The sequence below is a fragment of the Rothia sp. HMSC071F11 genome, from assembly GCF_001809115.1.
GTDB lineage: Bacteria > Actinomycetota > Actinomycetes > Actinomycetales > Micrococcaceae > Rothia > Rothia dentocariosa.
Genome location: NZ_KV795741.1, coordinates 141236 through 162540, shown reverse-complemented (window position 1 = coordinate 162540; position 21305 = coordinate 141236). Strand labels below are relative to the sequence as shown.

The following is a 21305-nucleotide window of genomic DNA, read 5'->3' as shown; positions in this document are numbered from 1 at the left end:
GGGTGCAGAAGCGCCTAGTCTGCATATATACCCAAATACCGTAGGATACGCGCCACCACTGCCTCGGGATCGGCGAAAACCTCCAAGGTGTTAAGGGTTACGTAGTTCCAGCCCGTGCGGCTCAACCTTTCAGGAACCAGGCGAGTATGCTCACGCACGCTCTCGGTCGTGTAATCAAACAGCACATCCGACCCCACCATGAGCGGCATCCGCTGTGCGCTCTCCTGTTCAGATTCGGTATGAATGAGCTGTTGCGGTGCCAGCGCGATAAAGGCTATCTCGTCTTCGCCGGGCCGCACCCGAACGCCGCGTTCGCGCAGGCGTGCTACTGCATCGTTAAGCAGCCAGTCCTGCGTTACCGGGTCGGTTGGCTCGTCCTCAGTCTCTAGCCAGGCGTTAGACGCAAGAACGTCCTCGCGTGGAGTCTGCGCCGCAATCTGCTGCTGGTTCTCCTCATAGGCGAGCATCAACCGGTATAGATCCAGCGCACCCTCGTGGAGTTTCTGCGCATTCATATCGGTTGGACTCACGCAGCTAACAATATGCGTGGCCCGCCGTGCACGAGTGAGTCCCACTACGAAGCCTTCACGACCGTGCGGGCCCGATAGCAGCCCCAGATTATGGGAGCTCTGCCCCAGCCGGGCACGCCCCACACCCAGCGAGAAAATGATGGTATCGCGTTCCAGCGACCCCGCACGGTTTACATCCACCACCCGGAAAGACTCGGTACCGGGCTTGAAAAACTCGGCAAGCTGCGGGTACGTATTCAAGGCTTGGCGCACCGCCCCGGCAATCCGCTGGGCATGCTTCGGGCTCGCCGTCACCACCGCCAAAGAACGTTCGGGGCGGCGGTAGGCGTGCTCAAGCACCAAACGGGTTACACGGTCCACTTCAACGCTCGGGGATTCCAGGTTCGCGTTATCGCTCACCTTCCCGCGCGTATCAATATACTCAATACTCAGCGTGCTCACGGGCTTGCGGGATGCCGGGCTCACCGGAATTTCGCGCAGGTGAGACCCATAGAATTCCCGATTCAGGTAGTCGAAAAGCACGCGGTCAAAGGGACGATGCACGAGCGAGAGCGTGCGGTTCGGAAGCAGACGTGAAAGCGCCCCAAAAGTGCTCTCCAACCGGTGAGAATCCGATGCTGGTGCACCCGAAGTTGGCGCCGAAACAATAAACGGCGCAGGGAACCCGGCATGAGGATCGCCCACGGCGATTACCTGATCCGCGCGCGTAATCGCTGGAAGGTTAGCCGCCAGCGGGGTGGACTCAGCATCTAGCAGGATAACCGCATCAAAACGCATCGACATGGGAACCCGGCGCGCCAGCGAAAACGGACTGGCAGTCCACAGCGGCAGCAAAGTACGCGCCATGACCGGGGCATTCACCAGAAGCGACTCGAGATCAAACTCACGGCCGCGCAGCTGACTCTTCAGATACGAAGCCTGCTCGTGGAATTCTTCGATACGTTCCGTCCACAACCGTGCCGTATGCGCTAACAAACGCGCCTGGGCGCTCGACATATGGGCGTAGTCCGCGCGGCGGAACCGAGCCTCAATATCGCGCAGCTCGTCGCCGTCAAGAATTTTTTCGGCGTGCTGCTCCAGAAGCTCTTCAAGCGCGGACTGCCACCACGCAAGTTCGAGTTCCGATGTCACCTCGGATGCGTTTGCCTCACGCTCACCCAGCTCGTCCAGAAAATCGCTCAGACCCGCATTCGTGAGCCGCCCTAAGAGTACGTCACGTTCGGGTAAGCTCATGAGCACTTCGCGGTCGTTGAGCAGAGCATCCAGGCGGGCTTCGAGCTGGTCAAGATCCGTATGCACAAAGTCGACGCCTTCGGCGGTATCAGGGAGTATGATCTCAAGCCCCGAAAGCTCTGAGCCCAGCGAGTGCAGGGCGTTCGCCAAAGCATCCAGGTTCTCGGGAATCTTCGGGGTGCTGGGCGAATCAAGAAGCCGAATCCACTCGGCGCGCTCGGTCTGCACAACTTTGAGATGTTCATGCAGATCGCCAATATGCACTCCCGGCAAAATATACTCTTTTGCCGCTCGACGCAGGCGCGAACGCTGCATACTGCTCATGTCGATACGGTTTTCCCGTCGCCATGAGCCGGATGCGGTAGCCGCAATCAGGTCGGTCACCGGACGGTCGTACACCTCTGCCCGGAAGCGCTTGAGAGTTTCCCGAATGCGAATCAGAATAGCAAGCTGCGCATCCCAATCGGCTATAGTACGTGCCCGGCGCAGATGCAGGCTCGCGTTCATGGCGTTCATCGCCTCGCGCAGGGAAAGAAGCGAGGAACGCAGGGTAATGACGAGGGCATAGGCATCCGCCGCCTCGTCTTCGTTAAGCAGACGGGCACGATGCCAGGGCGAAGTGCGGGTTGCGCGTGTAAACCCGTTCAGTTCCGCAAAACGCACAATATCGGCGGTAATGGCTTCACGGTCTTGCAGGGTATCAAGCAGCTGACGGCTAAAACGCACCTGGGTCTGCGGCGCGCTCTCCTCAGAGGCGAGTTCGGCTACTCGCTGCAAGGCTTCACTGATAGAAATATGCCACAGTGGGTCGCGCGCCGTCAGTGCATGAGTGTGATCTGTGAGCGCCGTGCGGGTTTCGATCAGCTCACGATTAAGGTTTGTGGAATTAGGCTCTGCGGTATTCTCGTTACGCACGATAGCGCGAATAAACTCGGTTCGCTGATCTTCGGCAGTGTGTTCTGCCAGCAGATCGTAGCGCAGATCGTTAAGCCCGGTGCGTCCCAGAAGCTCGCTAAAGGATGCGAGGGTCGAACGTTTTTCTCCCACGACCAGAACCGACTTTCCGCGCCCCATCAGGGTTGAGGCGATATTTACGGCGGTGCGTAACGGTTCTGTTCCGGGTGCGGCTGTCACAGTCATCGAAAATCCGCTGGCGGCGGTATCAATAATATTCTGCGCCACGGGGTCTGCGTCGAACAGCAGCGTTTCTTGGGCGGGATCGCGCTGGTTGAGGGGCTGCTGCAGGTTGTGCGCGTTCATCTCGCGCGGCTGCGCACCGGGAACTTTGAGCGCCGCAAGATCGCGCACGAGCGGGGTATGCGCAGTGTGCGGCAGCTCCCCCATGCTTTCCTTCAGATCTGCAAAGGTTGAGATAAAATACTTTGATTCTATGGTCATCCCTGGAATACGCCCGGCGGAGGCACGCATCCGCTCGATCACGGGTTCAGGGTCCAGGCGTGACATTGAGTTGGCGAGCTGCGCAACATCCATAGTGCCCAGGTCGATCTCATATTCCTGTTTGATTTGGCGCACCATAGCGGGGTTCAGGCGTGCAGAACCAGCTAGCTGCAGCTCAAAATCATCGCTTGTCGGATGCGGTGTCAGGTTCAGCGGCGCCATCAGAATTGGCGCGATAAACCGTTTTTCAGAGGCTTTGGCATCATCGCGCATCGCATGCGATAACCATGATGCGGTGCCCGCCACAAAATACCCGGCATCGAGCCCGTGCCCGGTCGAGAGCTCATAAATTTTGGTGCGCAGGGTACGCGCGGCACGCATCTCATGTCCCAGCAGAGACTTATCGCGAATCAGGGTGGAAAGACGTGTTTTGCGTCCGGCCAACAGCTGCGCAAGCCCGGAAGGGTTAGCGTCACTGAGATTGATGTGTACGTAATCGACCTGGTTGAAGTCGAGCATCGCATCCGGCCCGGTATACACGTCCATCTGCTGCGCCCAGCGTTCAAGACCCCCCGAGGGGTCGAAGGCGGGAGAGCTGGGATCCAGGTATTCCGGCTGGAATTCGGCGCTGCGGGGTTCCTTAGCAGCGGTGTTCTCCAGTGTATCCGGGGTTTCGTTCACAGTGTGCTCGTCCTTGGATGATTCGTGGTGAGTGTGGGGATAATCTTACATAACATCATACGGAGGCTCTAGCTAATTCCCGTGTATCCGATGTGCTTTTCCACGGATCAGGTCGGGGAACGGGCGTTCCTCACGTACCGTTATCATGCCGACCAGAGGCGTATATTTGCGAAAAGTACGAGAAGGGTTACCAGCCCGAAGAAAATCATCGAGGCGATAAAAACCCATCGATAATTGGGGGCGAAGGGTTCCTCAGGAGCCTCGCGCAGTGCCCACCAAAGGAAGAACGCAAGCAGGGCACCGGGCAGGTTCCCTGCAAACACCAGCATCACCAGGGTGTAGAAGGCAATCATGCGTTCGGTGTGTTCATTCTCGCTCGCAGCAAATTTGAGTAGTCCCGCGAATAGAATCGACAGGCACCCGTTCAAAAATGCTACAGCATAAAACGGAATATTGATCGCAGCTTTGAAATCCAAGCCGGAGTTGGCGGCGCCCAACAGAATCCACGCAAAGAGCGCCAGGGGCATGATAATGAGATACCAGAAAAGGTATCGGCGCATTTTCTGCGGATTATTGATAAGTTCGAGGATTGCGATCACGGGCTAGGTCTCCGATGGGTCTGTGTGCTGCCGATCAATAGCTACTGCACCAGCTTGGGCACGTATATCGGCGACGTCGAGTGCCCCGGTTTCGGCGCTAAATTCAGAACTTTCAAGAACCTGCGCTGTTTTGGTGGAGTTGCCGCGCTGTTGGGTTTCAACATGGTCTATATACCGGCGCACAATATAGTCCAAAAGCACTGAGAGCGCCACGAACGAGTGGTAAGGCTTGCGCTGAGTACTCAACTGGGTGGGGGTGGTTTGGTAGTGCAGTGAGTACTCGGCGTAGGAGGACATAAAGTTCACGCCAATAGCGGTAATTGCGATCATGGGGATTTTCCGCAGTGCCAGCATTTTGACGTGTTCGCGCATATTTTCAGTCTGTCCTGAGAAGGAGACAAGAATCACGACATCGTCCTGATTCATAGCGCTCATGGTGCTTTCAAATTCATTGCGTGCAGGAATTACATGGCAGAATTTGCCGCAGACCTGCATAGACTTAGCAAATTCTTGTACCGCGTTTCGTTGCGCGTACCCGGTTCCGAAACAGTAGATTGTGCGCGCCGTATGAAGTTTCCTCAAAAGCCCGGAAAGCTCCATATGTTCCAGGTAATCGTAGGTGCGCAAAATATCTTCGCGGCCGCTTTCGATAAAACGCGGGTTATAGGGTTCCGATTTCGTCAAGGAAGATTTAATGAAGTATTTCAGCTCGGCAAAACCCGAAAAATTGAGCTTCTTGGTGAGCCTAATAATGGAGCTGGTTGAAGTATAGGTCTTGTGCGCGAGGGAGTTGATAGTCGCCTCCGCAACAAATTCTTCGTTTTCAAGCATGAACGCCAAAATATCGCGTTCGGTATCGCTGAACCTGTGTTGGTTCGCGTTCACCACATCTTGTAAATCCACTCAAAAGCTCCTGAATCGAAAACGCGCAATACATAAATATTACAACGTCTTCGATTCAGGAGCTCGGTAGGTTTCCCTAGAAGGTGAATATAACCTTACTCTTTGGTGTTCACCATGGTTTCAAAACGCTCGCGAACCTGCGGAACGTCCATACCCACAATCACCTGGAATGCCTTGCCCTTGCGCACAATACCGAGGGCTCCGGCATCCTTGAAGGCAGCATCCGAAGTATCAACCAGGGATTCATCCGCCACCGAGACACGCAGGCGAGTAGCACAGTTGTTCACCGTGGTGATGTTATCGGCACCGCCAAGCAGTTCGAGGAATCCTGCCGCTCGCGGGGCATACAGATCTGCATCGCCAGCGTCATCTGCGGATGCGGCACCCTTCTTCTCGGCTGCCTTCGCGGCCTTGTATTCGGCTTTCGAGTACAGCTTCGTTTCGCCGCCCTCAGCCTCGCGACCCGGGGTCTTGAAATCGAACTTCAGAATGAGGAATCGGAAGAGCAGGAAGTAGATGACGGTGAAGGACAGACCCACGCCGATCTGCATAAGGTAGGTGGGCCAGTGGTTCTGCCACAGCGGAACCCAGTTGAGGAAGAGGAAGTTATCAAGCAAGCCACCGCCCATGTTGCCTGAGAGGCCAAGCATGTACATGATCGACGCCATCGAAGCCGCCAGCACCGCGTGAACAGCGAACAGCGGGGGTGCCACGAACAGGAAGGTAAACTCCAGCGGCTCGGTAATACCGATCAGCATTGCGGTGAGGGTCACCGGGATCAGCAGGGCGAGAACTTCTTTACGCTTCTCACGGCGTGCCGTGGTGTAGAAGGCGGCAGAGATACCGAGGGGCGCAAAGATCTTCGAGTTACCGTGCAGTGCGAAACCGCCGCCGGGGAAGAGCTCGCGCAGAGGCTTGTCGCTCTTGGCAAATTCGCTGATGTGGGTCGGCCAATCCTTCACGATACCGTTCGGGGTCACAGCGTTACCGAACATGAACGGCGAGTAGATGAAGTGGTGCAGGCCGGTTGGAATCAGGATGCGCTCCAAGAAAGTGTAGATCCACACGCCTAACGCGCCGGAGGCGATGAAGAAGCCCTGCATGCTTGCGATACCATGCTGAGCGTAAGGCCACAGCCACGCGAAGATAAAGGCGATGGGCATCATCAGGAAGAAGCAGATCGCGTAGACGAACTGGGTGCCCTGGAAAATACCGAGGAAGTCGGGCAGCTTCTTATCGAAGTATCGGTTATGGACCCACACCACGATCGCGGAAATGATGATAGCGCCGAAAATACCGGTATCGATCGTCTTAATACCGGCGATAATTTTCAGGCCGGTACCGTAAGAATCCGAGTTATCTAGCGAAATAGAGGTGTTGTAATCCAGCTGGAAGAATCCCGAACCGCCTTGGCCCCAGAAATTCAGCATACCGGCCACCAAATAGTTGAAGGTCAGATAGACCATTCCGGCTTCGAGGACGGCACGAGCGTTTGCGGTCTTTGCGAGCGCAATCGGCAGACCCAGCACGAAAAGGAGCTCTATTTGCCGGAAAACGGTCCATGCGCCGTCAAGCCAAACAGTCCACGCTTGGTACCAGAAGGTATCTTCGTTCGCGAGATCGCCAACAATATTTGGGAGGGTGGCAACGGTGCCGATACCGACCGCTAGGCCAGCGAAGGCGAAAAGAAGCACGGGCGCCAACATGGCGGACCCGAACCTCTGAATTTTTTCCATCATAAGGCTGACGCCCTTTCTGGTTGAGAGTGAGCGGGCGCCTAGGTGTCTGCCGTGTGTTGGCCAGGAATTACCGCGCGATGCGCCCGCGCGTGTGGTGCAATGTTTTATTTAATAGCAATATCATGTCATCTTTTACGGACTAAAACCTCCTTGATCGGGTTTTTTGGCATAGTTTTTCAGAACCCGAAACATGTCCCAGTACCGGGTAAAAGTATTGGTGTTTCCGGTGAGTATTTTGCTGCGTTATTGACCATGCAAATGGTTAGCATATAAAAGTAGTTTTCCACCGACATTTTCACGAAGTGCAGAGGGCGAGAACCGCGTGTTGTCCCCTCACCTTTATATTTCTAGAGACGATGCGTTTTCTTACTCTTAACACTCACAGCTGGTGCGAGCCTCACCAGATCGTTAAAATTCACGAGCTTGCCCGTTTCATTGCCCACCATCGGGTTGATGTTATTGCGTTGCAGGAGGTGAATCAGTACCTGCACTCCCCTATTGTGGATACGCCACTGGGGTACCAGGGCGGGGCCGGTATTCCTATCCGTGAGGATAATTATGCACTGTTGCTGGTTCGGTTCCTGGCTGATTTAGGGCTTCAGTACGAATGGGCGCTGACCGAAACACATATTGGGTGGGATCGGTATGACGAGTGTGTGGCGGTGCTTTCTCGCGTGCCTATTGAACGCATCGAGCCTATTGTAATGAGCCCGCAGTACAGCTACGACCGGGTTGAGCGCAGGTCTTCTCTCGCGGTTCGGGTTGGTACTGATGCGGGTTCCGTATGGTGTGCAAGCGCCCATATGTCGTGGTGGGATTTTCAGGGCGAACCGCTTTTCGCACATGAGTTTGCACGGCTTTCGCAGGCCCTCACCGAGCGCGGTCAGGATGCGCCCGTTCTGATGGGCGGCGATTTCAACACGGCGGCGCAGGTGCGTGGCGAAGGGTACGATCTTGTGCTTTCTTCCGGCCTGGTGGATACTCGTGAGATTGCCGAGCGTACCGACGGCGAATTCACCGTACATCGCGAGATTGCCGGGTGGGAAGGGCAGGAGGAAGCCAAGCGCATTGACTTCGTGTTTGCCGACCGCGCGGTGAAGGTACTTTCGCATGCGGTGGTATTTCGCGATAATTCTCCTAAGGCGATTTCCGATCACAGTGGTGTGCTGGTGGAGCTTAACGAGTCGAGTTTCGAGCCCACTGCCAGGATGCACCCCGTGCCGCTGCCGTCGCAGGTACAGCCCGGATAGTGCGGCGATCCTAGGGGTGCCGCAGCTTAGCGCGTTTCCGCCTTCAGATTTTAAATTGATATGTATTCCGTGGAAGGACAGCTCATGAAAACTGAAATTCAGTGGTGGCAACAGCCCGTTGTGTACCAGATTTACCCGCGTTCCTTCAACGACTCCAATGGTGACGGCATCGGCGATCTGCCCGGTATCACCGAAAAAATTCCGTATCTGGCGAAGCTGGGTATAGATGTTATCTGGCTTTCCCCGATCTATGCTTCGCCGAATGACGATAATGGCTACGATATTTCGGATTACCGGGCGATTATGACCGAGTTCGGCACAATGGCCGACTTCGACGAGCTGCTGGCGACCGCACATGAGCACGGCATCAAACTCATGATGGATTTGGTGGTGAACCACACTTCGGATGAGCACGAATGGTTCCGTCAGGCACGTTCTGCGAAGGATAACCCGTACCGCGACTACTATGTGTGGCGTGACCCTGCCGGGTTTTCTGAAGACGGCACCCCGATTCCGCCGAATAACTGGATTTCCTGTTTCTCACCATCGGTTTGGGAATGGGACGAGGGCACTCAGCAGTTCTATCTGCACTATTTTTCGGTGAAGCAGCCCGACCTCAACTGGGAAAACCCGAAAGTACGTGAAGAGGTCTACGACATTATGCGGTTCTGGCTTGATAAGGGCGTCGACGGTTTCCGCATGGATGTTATCAACCTGATTTCTATGGATCTTTCCTTCCCGGATGACCCCGCCGTCACCGCAGGAGGGCTAGATAATTCTCTGGCGGTGGCCGCGAACGGTCCGCGTGTGCACGAGTTCCTGCGCGAGATGAACCGCGAGGTACTCAGCAAGTACCCGGTGATGACCGTGGGTGAGACTCCCTGCGTGAGCGTGGAAGATGCCGCCCTGTACACAGGTTTTGACCGCCACGAACTGCAGATGGTGTTCCAGTTCGAGCATATGGATGTGGATGCCAGCGCAGGCGGCACTACCGGCAAATGGTCGGATACTCGTTTTAACCTGGTGGATTTGAAGAAGGTTCTCAGCCACTGGCAGACGGGGCTGCATGGTCGCGGATGGAATTCGCTGTACTGGAATAACCACGACCAGCCGCGCACGGTTTCACGTTTCGGCAATGACTCCCCCGAGTTCCGTGAGGTCAGCGGTAAGATGCTCGGCACGGTTCTGCACATGATGCAGGGAACGCCGTACATCTATCAGGGTGAAGAGCTGGGTATGACCAATGTTTTCTTCGACTCGGTAGATGACTATAACGACCTTGAAATCCATGATTCTTGGCGTAAATACGTGGTGGAGTCCCAGCGGGTTAGCCCCGAGGATATGCTGCGGTACATCAGTGCTTCGGGTCGGGATAATGCGCGAACCCCCATGCAGTGGGATGCGAGCGAAAATGCGGGCTTTACGACCGGCACCCCGTGGCTGAAGGTGAACCCGCAGTATACCGACATTAACGCCGCCGAAGAATTGGCGAACGATGATTCTATTTTCTATCACTACAGCGATCTCATTCATCTGCGCAAAGAGCACCCCATCGTGCTCACCGGCGAATACCGTGTGCTCAACCCCGAGGATGAGCAGGTGTATGCCTACCTGCGTGTGAACTCTGCCGAAGATGCTGCCGCCGCATCCGGCGAGCGCGCCCTGCTGGTGGTTGCTAATTTCACCCAAGAAACACTATCTTTACCCTATGCAGACGGTCAGCTCGCTTCTTTGGCGCTCAAGAACCCGGGCGTGCTGAAACTTGAGGAGCTTGCGGCTATGGCAGAAGCACCCGAGCTGATCAGCTCAAACTACCGGAATGAGCACGGCGAGTTCACGGACGAAGGTACCACTCTGCGCCCCTATGAGGCGAAGGTGTACCTGTACCGGTAGGGCGTAGAGTGCGCGGCGAGTGGCGCGCTGGCACACCCTGACTGAGAATTTTTACAGATATACCTGCGGCGATGCGGCTTACGGGTCTTCCCGCTGAGCCGAACGACGCAATCCTTAAAGAAAGGCTTCTGATGAGCAGTGAAACCACGACTGAAGAGCGTGCGGTTCCTTCCTACGCCGGGCGGCAGTGGTGGAAGGAAGCGGTGGTCTACCAGGTGTACCCGCGTTCCTTCAACGACTCCAATGGCGACGGTATCGGCGACCTGCCCGGCATCACCGAAAAAATCCCGTACCTGGCGAAACTGGGCATTAACGTTATCTGGCTCTCCCCCGTGTTTGATTCGCCGAATGTGGATAACGGCTACGATATTTCCGACTACTTCGACATTATGAGCGATTTCGGAACAATGGAAGATTTCGATGAGTTGCTGGCGACCGCACATGAGCACGGCATTAAAATTCTGATGGATTTGGTGGCGAACCATACTTCGGATCAGCATCCGTGGTTTGTGCAGTCTCGTTCCTCAAAGGATAACCCGTACCGCGACTACTACATTTGGAAAGACCCCAACGGGTTTGACGAGAATGGCGCCCCGATTCCTCCGAATAACTGGGCTTCCGAATTCGGTGGCTCCGCTTGGGAGTGGGATGAAGCCACGCAACAGTTCTACCTGCACATTTTCTTCAAGGAACAGCCCGATCTGAACTGGGCGAACCCGAAGGTGCGCGAAGACCTGTATGCGATGGTGCGCTGGTGGCTCGATAAGGGCGTGGATGGTTTCCGGCTGGACGCCATCAACATTATTTCTAAGCCCGAAGGCTTCCCGGATGACCCTTCCACTGATTTTGAAAAGCATACGTCGTCGATCCCGTTTGTGATTGCGAACGGCACGATGGTGCATCCGTGGATGAAAGAGCTCAACCGTGAGGCGTTCTCGAAGTACGATGTGATGACCGTGGGCGAAACGAGCGCGACCAGCCCCGAGGACGCGAAGCTGTGGGCGGGCTACGATGCGGGCGAACTGCAGATGCTCTTCCACTTCGACCACATGGGCGTCGATAACGACCCCGAAGGTTCGCTGGGCGGCAAGTGGTCGTACGCGCCGTACAAGCTGACCGAGCTTAAGCGCATTCTGAACGAGTGGCAGACGAAACTTGAGGGCAAGGCGTGGGGTTCGCTGTACTGGAATAACCACGATCAGCCGCGCGTGGTCTCACGGTTCGGCAACGATTCCCCCGAATTTCGGGTGCTTTCAGCGAAGCAGTTGGCAACCACCCTACATTTTATGCAGGGAACCCCCTATATTTATCAGGGTGAGGAACTGGGGATGACCAACGTGCGGTTCGAGTCGATCGACGACTACCGCGACGGCGATTCGATTCGTTTCTACGAGGATATGCACGTGGATCATCAGCGGCTCAGCCACGAGGATGCGATGCGCGCTATCTACATTAAGGGTCGTGATAACGCCCGCACTCCAATGCAATGGGACGACTCGGCGAACGGTGGTTTCACGAACGCGGGAGTCGAGCCGTGGCTGAAGGTGAACCCGAACTACCCGCAGATTAATGCGCAGGCTGCCCTGGACGATCAGGATTCGGTGTTCTACCACTATCAGGAATTGGCGAAGCTGCGCCGCGGTGAGCTCAAAGATTTGATGGTGTACGGGTCGTTCGCGCCCGTAGATTCGGTTGAGGTTCCTCATGCCGAGGATGAGCAGGTGTACGCCTACACTCGTACCGGCGGTCCGGACGGCACCGACGCGAACCAGTCTCTGCTCGTGGTTTCTAACTTCACGTCTGATTCGGTGGAGCGCACCTTCTCGCTGCTGGATGATGCGCGTGCAGCCGGAGCGTCCGTCGAACTGGTGCACTCCAACTACCGGGATGACGCCGGCGCCCTGACCGATGCGAGCACCACCCTACGCCCCTACGAAGCGAAGGTCTACCGCATCGTGAAGTAGAATTCTTCTCCCCTCCCAATCCGAATAACGCAGCTTTGGGCGTATTACCTACCCTCTAGGGTCTTGTAATACGCCCAAAGCTGCATTATTCAGAGTTCAAAGACGTTTTGCGCATGTCCAGCCGATACTGCTGCTCCCGCCGATCACCAGAAAATCTTGTTCTCAAAGCGCTTCCCGGAGTTCATTTTTATACTGTTCGTTCAGTATGACAAGAGTTACGATTCGACGAAGTCGCGCACTATATCCACAAACCGTTCGGGGCTCTCTTTCTGAACCCAATGCTTATGATGCTCAAAAATTTCGACCCGTGTATTCGGCATAGAAGCGGCTGCCTGCTTCACATCACCGACTTTGACGCCGGGGTCCTTATCCCCTTGAATAAATAGGGTTGGCACCTTGATCTGTGGCAGAAGCGGTATCAGGTGCCCGACCGGATATTCTCCCCACAGCTCACTGATCTGAAATGATTGAAAAACTCGTGCCGCATCTTTCGAATGGGCGGCGGTTTGCACCTCATCCAGAATTTCGGGGGTAATTTTCTCGCGATTTCCAATCAGTGACCCGGCAATAATGTTCTTTGCCAGCCACCTGTTCTGCAAGGTTTTATATGCCGCCTGATTGAGCGGCAAACGCACCAGCAACCGTCCCATAAGTGAATACGGTGCTGAAGCGGACACACCCCAAGGCGCTACCAGCACCAGCTTGCCAATATACTCCGGATACCGCAGCGCATATTGCAAAGCAATGGCGCCGCCCATTGAAAGGCCACACAAGGTAACATTTTGAGCGTTCAAAGTATCCAGGAAGGCATTGAGGAAGCCTGTGTAGAAACTCAGCGAGTACTCTAATTCGGGTTTATCGCTGTTTCCGTACCCTGGCAGATCCAGGGCAACTAAAGGCTGAGACCCGGTCCAGGTCTGCATGATCGTTTTCCAGGAGAGCATGGCATGATCCACCCCGCCACCATGAAGGAGCACGATAGGCGTGCCTTCACCCTCCGTACTGTAGTACGCGGTTTTAATGCCCTCAAGATCGAGAAAATGGGTTGAGATACGATTCATGCATATCACCGTCTTTCATGAGATCCCACCGCTATTAAGTCTATCCTGAAAAGACACACATACGATAGTGAGTCCCCGAACCATTCAGGGTTTCGGTTGGCAGGATGTATGTACGTAAGCCAGCCATACACAGTTTTGGCAGGTGCTGGGCTATACCCAGCGCCGCACCCGCTGGCGGTACTGCCGGTATTCTGTACCGAAATTCTGGGTGAGAACCCGCTCTTCGGGAATAATCTGGAAACGCGTTATCCAGACGACGAAAAGCACCACCCCGAGCACAGCCTGCACCTGCCACAGCCACACCGCCCACCCGGTAAGTATGCAGGCCATGCCCAAGTACATGGGGTTGCGGCTTAAACGGTATATTCCGGAGGAGACAATGTTTACGGTGCGTTCAGGGGCGAACGGGTTTACTGTGGTGCGGGCACGTCTAAATGACAGCACCCCCGCCGCGTCTACCGTTAGGCCGAGTACAACCAGTGCAAGGGCAGGCACCAGCAGCAGTGGTGGTCTGCCTGTCAGCGGCGGCATCCCGCAGATGAGCCACATCAGTGAGGCGCACAGTGCCCCTATAAGTGGCGGCGGAACTTTATGTTCAAGGGCTGCAGCTAGTCTTTTCATAGGGAACAGTTATTTATTTCGGTCAAGAAGCGGGGTTTATGCGGTAAGCGGCAGCGTTAACACTGCCTCTACTGCCGCGAGTGCGTGAATGGTGGTGCTGTCAAAGACCGGCAGCGGGGTCTTGTCCGCTTCCACCGCCAGGCAGAGTTCGGTGCACCCCAGAATCACGCCTTGGGCGCTCTGTTCCTTCAGCCTTGTAATGACCTGCTGAAGATACTGCACGGCTTCAGGCTCCACACGACCCAGGCACAGCTGCTCAAAGATGATGCGGCTAGTCTCTGCTTGTTCCGGTTCGGTTGGTACGATCGTCTGGATTCCTTGCGCCGCCATGCGCTCGGTGTAGAACCCGTCGCTCATGGTGAAGGTTGTGCCCAGCAGCCCCACCCTCTGCAGCCCCTGCCTTTGGATGGCGGTGGCGGTGGCGTCAACTACGTGCAGTAGCGGTACGGTGGTGGCGCGCTCTATCGCGGGGGCAACCTTGTGCATGGTGTTCGTGGCCACCAGCAGCAGCTGCGCACCCGCACCCTCAAGTTTTGTGGCGCTTGCCGCCAGTAGAGCCCCGGCGGCTTCCCAGTCACCGCTTTTTTGCAGACGCACGACTTCCTCAAAATCTACACTGTGCATCACAATGTCGGCGCTGTGGTTGCCTCCGAGGCGGCGGTTGACTTCACGGTTAATGATTCGGTAATACAGGGCGGTGCTCTCAGGGCTCATGCCGCCGATAATGCCTAGGGTTTTCACGGTGCACGCTCCTTTTATTGTCTTCTGGTGGGTATTCCTCATTGTAGGGTGAGCCCTGTAACCCCGTCTATAGAGAAGGTTTTGCATTCAAAATGCATATAGAATGTGCAAGATACTTCTGAATAGAAAAGCGGCATCCCACCATATACGGGGCGGCAAATCGGAGATCTTAAGGTTGCCCTGAGGGAGGGGCATTCCACACCGTTACGCGCTCCGCCTCATGCCGTAAAGTGCGATGTCCTTCTCGTGTTCCGGAGCCTACAGCAATCATCATATTGTCAAGATATCGGCTTGGCAGGCGCAGCATCTCACGCAATTCTGCACGCTGATATCCCGTCATAGGTACCGTATTCCACCCGACTTCCTGCGCCGCCAACATAAAAGTCATCGCCCAGAGCCCGCAGTCTAAACCTAAAAATTTCTGTATTTCCTGCTCGCTACGCGGCTCATAAAATTCAATAGCGGCTTGGGTCAGAGCCTCACAGATTTCTTGGGAGAAGCATCCAGCAATATATTCTTCATGATGTATTCGACTCAAATTATCCGCATAGTATGCTTGCCGATCACCCAGCAGAATCAACACGGCCGATGCAGTCATAATCTGCTGCTGGTTATACGCAATAGGCAACAGCTTTTCGCGTAAATGCTGCTTGGTTACGATCACAACCCGCCACGGCTGCGAATTATTACTGCTGGGAGCCTGGTTAGCACGATTAATAAGACGGTATATTTCCTCGTGGCTTATCAGGCAGGCCGGGTCAAAATATCGAGTAGAGCGACGGTCACGTATAAGGTCTTGCAAAGTCATGGGTAACATTTTCTCTTCGGGTGATTACAAAATTCAGTATAATGTACAAAAATGCATTAAAACATAACTTACTTATAAGTTCTATACATACTTTTAGGTAAGTTTTAAGTATTTACGGTAGGTTTTTAATGAAAAAAATTTCTGCAATAGAGATGGCAATGAATCTAGTTGGAGGCAAATATAAGTGCCTCATTCTCTACCATCTGAGCGGTGGGGCAAAACGCACCCGCGATCTGCTTCTGCTACTTGAAGGGATCAGTTCCAAAGTACTAACTGAGCAGCTCCGTCAGCTTGAAGAGGATAAACTCATCGAACGCACCGTATATGCGGAAGTACCGCCAAGAGTGGAATACACGCTAAGCACGGAAGGGCAAACATTTCTACCGGTGCTACAACTCATGTGCGATTGGGGATGGGAATACGACTCTAGGCATCAAGGTATTGTGAAACCCTGCATATCGCGCATAACTGAGTAAAAATATAGACATTCATTAGCTTAAAATCTTCGTCGCACTTTTCGATCAAAAAATGCCTTTATGTGAATAATGCGTTAGAAAACATTTTATTCGCATAAAGGCACTTTTTAGCGCTTACCTGGGGCTAGACAGCTATGCGCGTATTCACGCACCGCCGAACAACAGAGCGCTACTGCATGATCAGACCGCCGTCTACCGTATACGAGCTACCCGTCACATAGCTGGCCTCATCAGAGAGCAGGAATAGCGCGACCGCGGCGGCTTCACGCGCATCGCCCACACGCTTGAGGAGCACTGCCTCGGCAAGCCGTTCCTCGAATTGGGCACGCATCTCATCGGGAAGAACCGACCTCAGGTTGCTCGTAATCGGCCCGGGAACCAGGCTATTCACCCGAATATTGCGCGGTGCAAGCTCGGAGGCCCACCCGCGCGCCGCCGCCAGAATAGCAGCTTTTGTTGCGGCATAGGCAGAGACTATAGGTGCTCCCTCATAAGCCGCCGTCGAAGACGTCACTAGCACCGACCCGCCGTCTTTCACATATGGAGAAAGCGCGCCCATTTGGATCATCGGTGCCACCACATTCACCTTAAATATCTGATCGAGAGTCGCCTGATCCATCTCTTCTAAAGGACCTCCGGCTGCGTATGCGGCATTGAGCCACACACCATCCAACGCACCAGCACGCTCCACCACGGGCATGATGCGCTCCAAAGTGTTGCCGTCCGAAACATCATCCAGAACGGCGGTAGCATGATCGCCCAACTCGGCTGCTGCAGCCTGCACATGACTTTCGGTACGACCCGTAAAGATAACGTGCGCGCCCTCTTCGATCAGGCGTTTTGCGCCCGCCAAACCAATACCGCTGCTCGCGCCGGTAATCAGAATGGTCTTGTTTTCAAAGCGTTTCATGGGGTTCCTCCTCGTTTTTTATGTTTACTCGATGACTAAATCCACGAAGTACTTGGGAATACAACGCTCTTTTTAACACTACAGATTGAGGACAGAAATACCTAGAGTTTTTACTTAGAAGGACCGAGTGGCAGAGGACATTCGGAGCAGGTTTTTTCTGTTATGCACAGCTCCGCGTCCCAGTACCGCTGGCTGAGCCGGTGCACACGGGGGGCACATATCCTGCGAACAATCCTTCCCTTCATTGAGGTCTATCCCTATATGCCCGGAACCGAAAAAGCGACGACCGTGTGGGCTGCCGCGCTGAGTGAGGGGAAGAATACCATGCCCCATTCTTTGCGTGTCCAGCCGATGAAGGCATCGCCCGCCTGTATGACCGCAAAAGTCGCAAGAAGCAGGACCACGGCACCGCCTCGAAAATAGAAGGGTGCAATAAGAACGGCTATTCCGGCTGGTATGGCGCGCACAGCATACATGTATACGTAGAAACGAGTATTAGCGTCAACGGAAGAAGCGTGAACCATAAGCCCGGGGCGGCACAGAGCCAATACCGCGCTAGCGATTGTTACGAGTGCAGAAATAGTATTTATAGTTAGCAAAACGGGATTCATAGTAAACCTCCGCCGGTAGCTTTTCGTATTATTCCTTAAGATGCTGAGATAAAACCTCTAGCGTCTCAAGAGCGGCAATAACAGATTCATGCTGATATGACCCACTCCATTGTTCGACCTGTTGGCGCCAGCGTTTTCGGATTTCCGCTAATTTCTGCTCGCCGTGTTCGGTCAAGGAATACCGTGGGGAACGTTTATGCGCAGGGTTTTCGACGGACATCACCAGCCCCTCATCCCGCAGGAGGTTGAGCTGCTTTTGCACGCCCTGCCGAGTTATTCCCATGCGTTCGGCGATTTGCGGTGAAGTACTCGGTTCTTTCGACATTGAGATTGCACCTAATACTTGCCAGCGCGCAGTTGTGAGACCACTTTCGGCGGCGAACCGGTCTCCCCATGCGGTGAGTGTTCCGTTCACACGGAAGATCTGCACCACGAGTTCGCTGAGCAATGAAGCATCCATTTTTTCCTCCAGCGGCAATTTTGGCAACCAGTTTACAAATATGACAACTGGTTGTCAATGCCTGATGCGAGATGCTACCAAGGCAAAAAGCACAGCCTATCTTCTATCATCAGCAATTTCTCAGAGTACATTGAGGATATATTCAGAACGTGTTGGTACATTATTTATACCGTATTCAAATCATCATTGTATGAAAGATATAAAATACTATGAGCACGTCCCGAAACCCCAGTAGAACTACTCATCCCGCGGAATATACTCGAAATAACACCCCTCAAAAAACTACATCTAAAGACTCTTCGCCTGAGTTCCAGAATTTCTCCAACACATATGAAAAATATCGTGCATATGGGTTCTCAGCCCCAGAAAATCCGCGCGGGTTCCGCAAAAGTTTGTTGCGTGTAGTTGCATGGATATGCTTTGTAGCTACGATTCCTTGGGCGCTTATCTTTATTATCCTCGGAGTAGCTGTTAGCGCTAATCTGCTGCATGTTACTAGTATTTTTATTATTAACCTAATTATCACACTTCTTGCCTTTCTTGCGGCAGTATCACTTGCGGCACTCCCTATCTTGGGAACAATTAAGCTTTTCAAGCTCTCCCGCAAGAATCCTGAACAACCGGATGGCGGCGAAAAGTTTGCCGAGAAGGTTTTCAATTTCTTCGGCAAAATACTCGATGGCGCAGACTATCTCTAAACATATATATATGGGAAATAGTTTGTTTGGAATTATCGATGACATAGGCAGAGAATAATGCCGACAAACATTCCAAACACCAGGCTTCAAATTATTCTCTCGACCCTATCCTCAAAGTGTTTTCATGATGGCGCATTCTCTTAGCGGGAGCGGAAGTTTATAGCGGGAGCACGGACCCCGAAGAAGATCTGCGCTCCCGAAGTTTGCGACCTGATCGGTGGATTACCCTGGTTAACGTATAGACCACAGTTACTGCCTTTACAAAGAATATAAAGACCCGGTGCATCCTGAAAGACCAGAATATACCAGGCGGCTTTTAGCACTATTAGATCTAATTTATCCGACAAACATACTCTTCAGATGCACCATGGTCAACAAAGGACGGCGAGAGCTGCTTGGGGGTATCCCAAGTCAGAGTATGACTAAGCGATTGAGGGCGGTTGCGAATTATGCAGTGGTCAGTCCAGTGACGGCAAGAAAGCAACGGTTTCCACCTGCATGTGATTGGTGGCTGGTCGCTTCTTTCACCATCATACGTATAGCAGGGGTAGGAACCACTGTTTTTACTGTCATCTAAAGGAGCCCTAATAAATAATCCTCCATAAAGCATTAGAAACTCTATTTTAGATAAATATCATTTTTTATTTTATAAAAAATAAAAAGTATTGTTTTTTGAGAATATTCAGGGAGCTTCCACGGAATACCCAGGCTAGAAGCTTAGGGTGAAGCCATGACTACTAATAAGAACCTTCCAAAACCTGAGCATGGAACGCTCCAGGCTCAAGATGTTCATGAGATAAAGAAAGAACCTAAGGCAGATTCGACCAAGAAGCAGACCTCGTTTCCTCCTAGTCTTATAGCTGTGCAGACCATAAGGACTGTCATTGAATTTATATTAGTACTGCCATTACTCCCTTTGCTCACTATTGGTCTTGGAGGTTTCCTTCTTTTCCTGCCTTTTGGTTTGCATTTTATTTTGCAGGCTGTGGCATGGTCACGGGCAAAGAAAGAAACTCGGATCGCTTGGGTTGTAGGAATCAACATTTATAGCCTGATGATTGTTGCGCCTATTGGTGCTTTCTATACGTGGTTCATGATGGAGCTGCAGGTGGCAGCTCCAAACATAACAGGTGCTGATATTGGACTATTATGGTGGTCGCTAGGTGCCTGCGTTCTTGAAGCTGTTATCAGCATCGTCATGATCGTCGTGATGAACGTAATCAAGAGGAATGATCTTCGTGATTTTCAAGGCAAAAGGATTACTGTCACTAAGCCTCGAATATCTGACGATGTTCTGGAAGGTTCTAACTCCGGGGCATACGAAACGGATGGTGGTTTAAAACCCCTGAAGAATCACCATGATAAATCGGATGCAAAGGTTCCTCGGCAGCACATTAACGTTAGGTCGCAGAAGAAAGATTAGGGTGAGCGCCATGAGCACCGATAAGAATTTTCCGATAGTTAATGATGAGTTTGCTATAGGCCAGGCTCAAAACGTTCATGAAATAGAGAAAGAATCTGAGGCAGATTCGACTGAGAAGCGGAACTTGCTTCTTTCTAGCTTTATAACTGTGCAGATTATTAGGCTAATTCTCGAAACCATGATTCTCCAGAGTGTGGTATTTTCCCTCCTTGCCAGTGATTTTGATGATTTTGAAGGATTTCTTCTTCTACTCATCCTTTTTTCGCCCTTTATCGTTTATATTCTGCTGCAAATTGTGGCATGTATAAAGATGATTCGGGGAACCAAAACCGCATGGTTTTTAGGGACGAACATCTATAGTTTGCTCGTTGTTGCGCCTATTGCTGCTTTTTATACATGGTTCGTGATTGAGATGTCGGCTCCAAATGTAACAAGTGCCGATATTCAACCATTACGGTGGTTGCTAGGTGCCTGCGCTCTTGAGGCGATTATAAGCGTTTTCACTATTATTGCAGTGATTATATATAACTGGAAAAAGAAAAAACTATCCTCTCATAATAAAAATATGGATACTGATAAACGCCCAACGCCAGATAATACTTTATCCGGTTTCAAGAATGCAATATACGAAACGGATGATTTAAAAACCCTGAAGAAGCACCATGAAGATCCGATTGTAGAAATTCCTTGGCAGCGCGTTAATGTTAGGTCGCAGAAGAAAGATTAGGGTGAACAGCAATGAGCACCGATAAGAATTTTTCAGCCACTGATAATAATGATCCGCAGCCTCCCGTGGAAAAGCAAAGTGCATCGGGCAATAATCCGGAGAATGCCCATCAAGATCCCAAATATACACAGCTATACGGCTTAGAAGGTATTGAGGGTAAGATGTCCTTGGAGCCTCAGGCTGGCTCGGAACCTCAGGGGACCAAGAAAAAGGAAGAATCTCATGAGCGCGTACCAAAACAGTTCGATATAGACCCCAACACCCGCAAAAGTCTTCTCATAGCACAGGCTATCAGGAATGTTCTGATTATTATTCCTGTACTTGTCCTATTGTTTATTTTTATCCAAGCAGCCATTTATATTATGGTGTCTGAACGCGATGAATTTAGCGATCTTATATTTGCCATTGTAGCTATTGCTACCGTTGTTGCACTGCCCTACATGATCCACATTTTCTTGCAGGTTGTCGCGTTTATGCGGTTTAGGAGATCAGTCAAGTTTCGGTGGATACGAGGCGCCAATATTTACGGCCTTATTGTTGCCCCAATCTCCGAGGTTACCTATGTGCCGTTTATGCTAG

Annotated in this window: 19 protein-coding genes; 8 read left to right on the top strand and 11 right to left on the bottom strand. The window is 52.8% G+C overall.

From position 1 onward, the window contains the following. Positions 1 to 14: 14 nt before the first annotated feature. From HMPREF2554_RS03760 to HMPREF2554_RS03745, 4 genes are all read right to left on the bottom strand, one after another. Entirely contained in the window at positions 15 to 3842 is a 3828-nt protein-coding gene (locus HMPREF2554_RS03760; RefSeq protein WP_013397555.1) for a DEAD/DEAH box helicase, read from the bottom strand. Between the two features lie 143 nt (positions 3843 to 3985). Beyond that, positions 3986 to 4441 carry a hypothetical protein gene (locus HMPREF2554_RS03755; protein WP_013397556.1) on the bottom strand — a complete coding sequence of 152 codons (456 nt, stop codon included), beginning with the start codon at positions 4439 to 4441 and terminating at the stop codon, positions 3986 to 3988. A gap of 3 nt (positions 4442 to 4444) precedes the next feature. After that, positions 4445 to 5344, bottom strand: coding sequence for a MurR/RpiR family transcriptional regulator (locus tag HMPREF2554_RS03750; RefSeq protein WP_004005201.1), 900 nt, complete (start codon positions 5342 to 5344; stop codon positions 4445 to 4447). A gap of 95 nt (positions 5345 to 5439) precedes the next feature. After that, entirely contained in the window at positions 5440 to 7083 is a 1644-nt protein-coding gene (locus HMPREF2554_RS03745) for an alpha-glucoside-specific PTS transporter subunit IIBC (protein WP_004005202.1), read from the bottom strand. 356 nt (positions 7084 to 7439) lie between these two features. On the opposite strand from HMPREF2554_RS03745, the gene HMPREF2554_RS03740 reads away from it, so the two are divergent. The 3 genes from HMPREF2554_RS03740 (at position 7440) to HMPREF2554_RS03730 (ending at position 12190) form a co-directional block, all read left to right on the top strand. Further along, positions 7440 to 8333: an endonuclease/exonuclease/phosphatase family protein gene (locus HMPREF2554_RS03740; protein ID WP_070554056.1), complete on the top strand. Its 894-nt coding sequence runs from the start codon at positions 7440 to 7442 to the stop codon at positions 8331 to 8333. 84 nt (positions 8334 to 8417) lie between these two features. Next, entirely contained in the window at positions 8418 to 10226 is a 1809-nt protein-coding gene (locus HMPREF2554_RS03735; protein WP_070554055.1) for a glycoside hydrolase family 13 protein, read from the top strand. A gap of 131 nt (positions 10227 to 10357) precedes the next feature. Continuing rightward, positions 10358 to 12190 carry a glycoside hydrolase family 13 protein gene (locus HMPREF2554_RS03730; RefSeq protein WP_070554053.1) on the top strand — a complete coding sequence of 611 codons (1833 nt, stop codon included), beginning with the start codon at positions 10358 to 10360 and terminating at the stop codon, positions 12188 to 12190. A 215-nt stretch (positions 12191 to 12405) separates the two neighbouring features. Here the strand turns inward: HMPREF2554_RS03730 and HMPREF2554_RS03725 are convergent, their stop codons facing one another. From HMPREF2554_RS03725 to HMPREF2554_RS03710, 4 genes are all read right to left on the bottom strand, one after another. Beyond that, positions 12406 to 13251, bottom strand: a complete 846-nt coding sequence (locus HMPREF2554_RS03725) for an alpha/beta fold hydrolase (RefSeq protein WP_070554050.1) — start codon at positions 13249 to 13251, stop codon at positions 12406 to 12408. A gap of 150 nt (positions 13252 to 13401) precedes the next feature. Further along, positions 13402 to 13872, bottom strand: a complete 471-nt coding sequence (locus tag HMPREF2554_RS03720) for a methyltransferase family protein (protein WP_070554048.1) — start codon at positions 13870 to 13872, stop codon at positions 13402 to 13404. 36 nt (positions 13873 to 13908) lie between these two features. Beyond that, entirely contained in the window at positions 13909 to 14613 is a 705-nt protein-coding gene (locus HMPREF2554_RS03715) for an aspartate/glutamate racemase family protein (protein WP_070554046.1), read from the bottom strand. A 169-nt stretch (positions 14614 to 14782) separates the two neighbouring features. Then, a complete protein-coding gene (locus HMPREF2554_RS03710) occupies positions 14783 to 15421 on the bottom strand; it encodes a nitroreductase family protein (RefSeq protein ID WP_070554044.1) in 639 nt (212 codons plus the stop codon). 128 nt (positions 15422 to 15549) lie between these two features. On the opposite strand from HMPREF2554_RS03710, the gene HMPREF2554_RS03705 reads away from it, so the two are divergent. Then, positions 15550 to 15897 (top strand): winged helix-turn-helix transcriptional regulator, encoded by a 348-nt coding sequence (locus tag HMPREF2554_RS03705; protein ID WP_004005213.1) that lies wholly within the window; start codon positions 15550 to 15552, stop codon positions 15895 to 15897. 169 nt (positions 15898 to 16066) lie between these two features. Here HMPREF2554_RS03705 and HMPREF2554_RS03700 read toward each other — a convergent pair whose 3' ends face one another. The 3 genes from HMPREF2554_RS03700 to HMPREF2554_RS03690 form a co-directional block, all read right to left on the bottom strand. Next, a complete protein-coding gene (locus HMPREF2554_RS03700) occupies positions 16067 to 16807 on the bottom strand; it encodes an SDR family NAD(P)-dependent oxidoreductase (protein ID WP_004005214.1) in 741 nt (246 codons plus the stop codon). Between the two features lie 257 nt (positions 16808 to 17064). Next, on the bottom strand, positions 17065 to 17418 hold the full coding sequence (locus HMPREF2554_RS03695; RefSeq protein WP_013397565.1) for a hypothetical protein: 354 nt from the start codon (positions 17416 to 17418) through the stop codon (positions 17065 to 17067). Positions 17419 to 17446: 28 nt separating this feature from the next. Continuing rightward, a complete protein-coding gene (locus HMPREF2554_RS03690) occupies positions 17447 to 17878 on the bottom strand; it encodes a MarR family winged helix-turn-helix transcriptional regulator (RefSeq protein ID WP_013397566.1) in 432 nt (143 codons plus the stop codon). A gap of 209 nt (positions 17879 to 18087) precedes the next feature. Here HMPREF2554_RS03690 and HMPREF2554_RS03685 point away from each other — a divergent pair, with 209 nt between their 5' ends. The 4 genes from HMPREF2554_RS03685 to HMPREF2554_RS03670 all read left to right on the top strand — a co-directional run. Further along, the gene (locus HMPREF2554_RS03685; RefSeq protein WP_070554042.1) at positions 18088 to 18576 is read left to right on the top strand and encodes a hypothetical protein; all 489 of its coding nucleotides are present in this window, start codon (positions 18088 to 18090) and stop codon (positions 18574 to 18576) included. Between the two features lie 730 nt (positions 18577 to 19306). Beyond that, positions 19307 to 19999, top strand: coding sequence for a hypothetical protein (locus tag HMPREF2554_RS03680; RefSeq protein ID WP_013397568.1), 693 nt, complete (start codon positions 19307 to 19309; stop codon positions 19997 to 19999). Between the two features lie 10 nt (positions 20000 to 20009). Continuing rightward, the gene (locus HMPREF2554_RS03675) at positions 20010 to 20726 is read left to right on the top strand and encodes a hypothetical protein (protein WP_013397569.1); all 717 of its coding nucleotides are present in this window, start codon (positions 20010 to 20012) and stop codon (positions 20724 to 20726) included. Positions 20727 to 20737: 11 nt separating this feature from the next. Continuing rightward, a partial coding sequence (locus tag HMPREF2554_RS03670) for a uracil phosphoribosyltransferase (RefSeq protein WP_070554040.1) occupies positions 20738 to 21305 on the top strand: 568 nt, incomplete at its 3' end.

Bases quoted from the DNA above. Each gene is read 5' to 3' on its own strand.
- HMPREF2554_RS03710 (WP_070554044.1), bottom strand. From the start codon at position 15,421: ATGACTTTGCAAGACCTTATACGTGACCGTCGCTCTACTCGATATTTT.
- HMPREF2554_RS03680 (WP_013397568.1), top strand. From the start codon at position 19,307: ATGACTACTAATAAGAACCTTCCAAAACCTGAGCATGGAACGCTCCAG.
- HMPREF2554_RS03690 (WP_013397566.1), bottom strand. From the start codon at position 17,878: ATGGATGCTTCATTGCTCAGCGAACTCGTGGTGCAGATCTTCCGTGTG.
- HMPREF2554_RS03730 (WP_070554053.1), top strand. From the start codon at position 10,358: ATGAGCAGTGAAACCACGACTGAAGAGCGTGCGGTTCCTTCCTACGCC.
- HMPREF2554_RS03725 (WP_070554050.1), bottom strand. From the start codon at position 13,251: ATGAATCGTATCTCAACCCATTTTCTCGATCTTGAGGGCATTAAAACC.
- HMPREF2554_RS03675 (WP_013397569.1), top strand. From the start codon at position 20,010: ATGAGCACCGATAAGAATTTTCCGATAGTTAATGATGAGTTTGCTATA.
- HMPREF2554_RS03745 (WP_004005202.1), bottom strand. From the start codon at position 7,083: ATGATGGAAAAAATTCAGAGGTTCGGGTCCGCCATGTTGGCGCCCGTG.
- HMPREF2554_RS03695 (WP_013397565.1), bottom strand. From the start codon at position 17,418: ATGAATCCCGTTTTGCTAACTATAAATACTATTTCTGCACTCGTAACA.
- HMPREF2554_RS03705 (WP_004005213.1), top strand. From the start codon at position 15,550: ATGAAAAAAATTTCTGCAATAGAGATGGCAATGAATCTAGTTGGAGGC.
- HMPREF2554_RS03720 (WP_070554048.1), bottom strand. From the start codon at position 13,872: ATGAAAAGACTAGCTGCAGCCCTTGAACATAAAGTTCCGCCGCCACTT.
- HMPREF2554_RS03735 (WP_070554055.1), top strand. From the start codon at position 8,418: ATGAAAACTGAAATTCAGTGGTGGCAACAGCCCGTTGTGTACCAGATT.
- HMPREF2554_RS03740 (WP_070554056.1), top strand. From the start codon at position 7,440: ATGCGTTTTCTTACTCTTAACACTCACAGCTGGTGCGAGCCTCACCAG.
- HMPREF2554_RS03700 (WP_004005214.1), bottom strand. From the start codon at position 16,807: ATGAAACGCTTTGAAAACAAGACCATTCTGATTACCGGCGCGAGCAGC.
- HMPREF2554_RS03685 (WP_070554042.1), top strand. From the start codon at position 18,088: ATGAGCACGTCCCGAAACCCCAGTAGAACTACTCATCCCGCGGAATAT.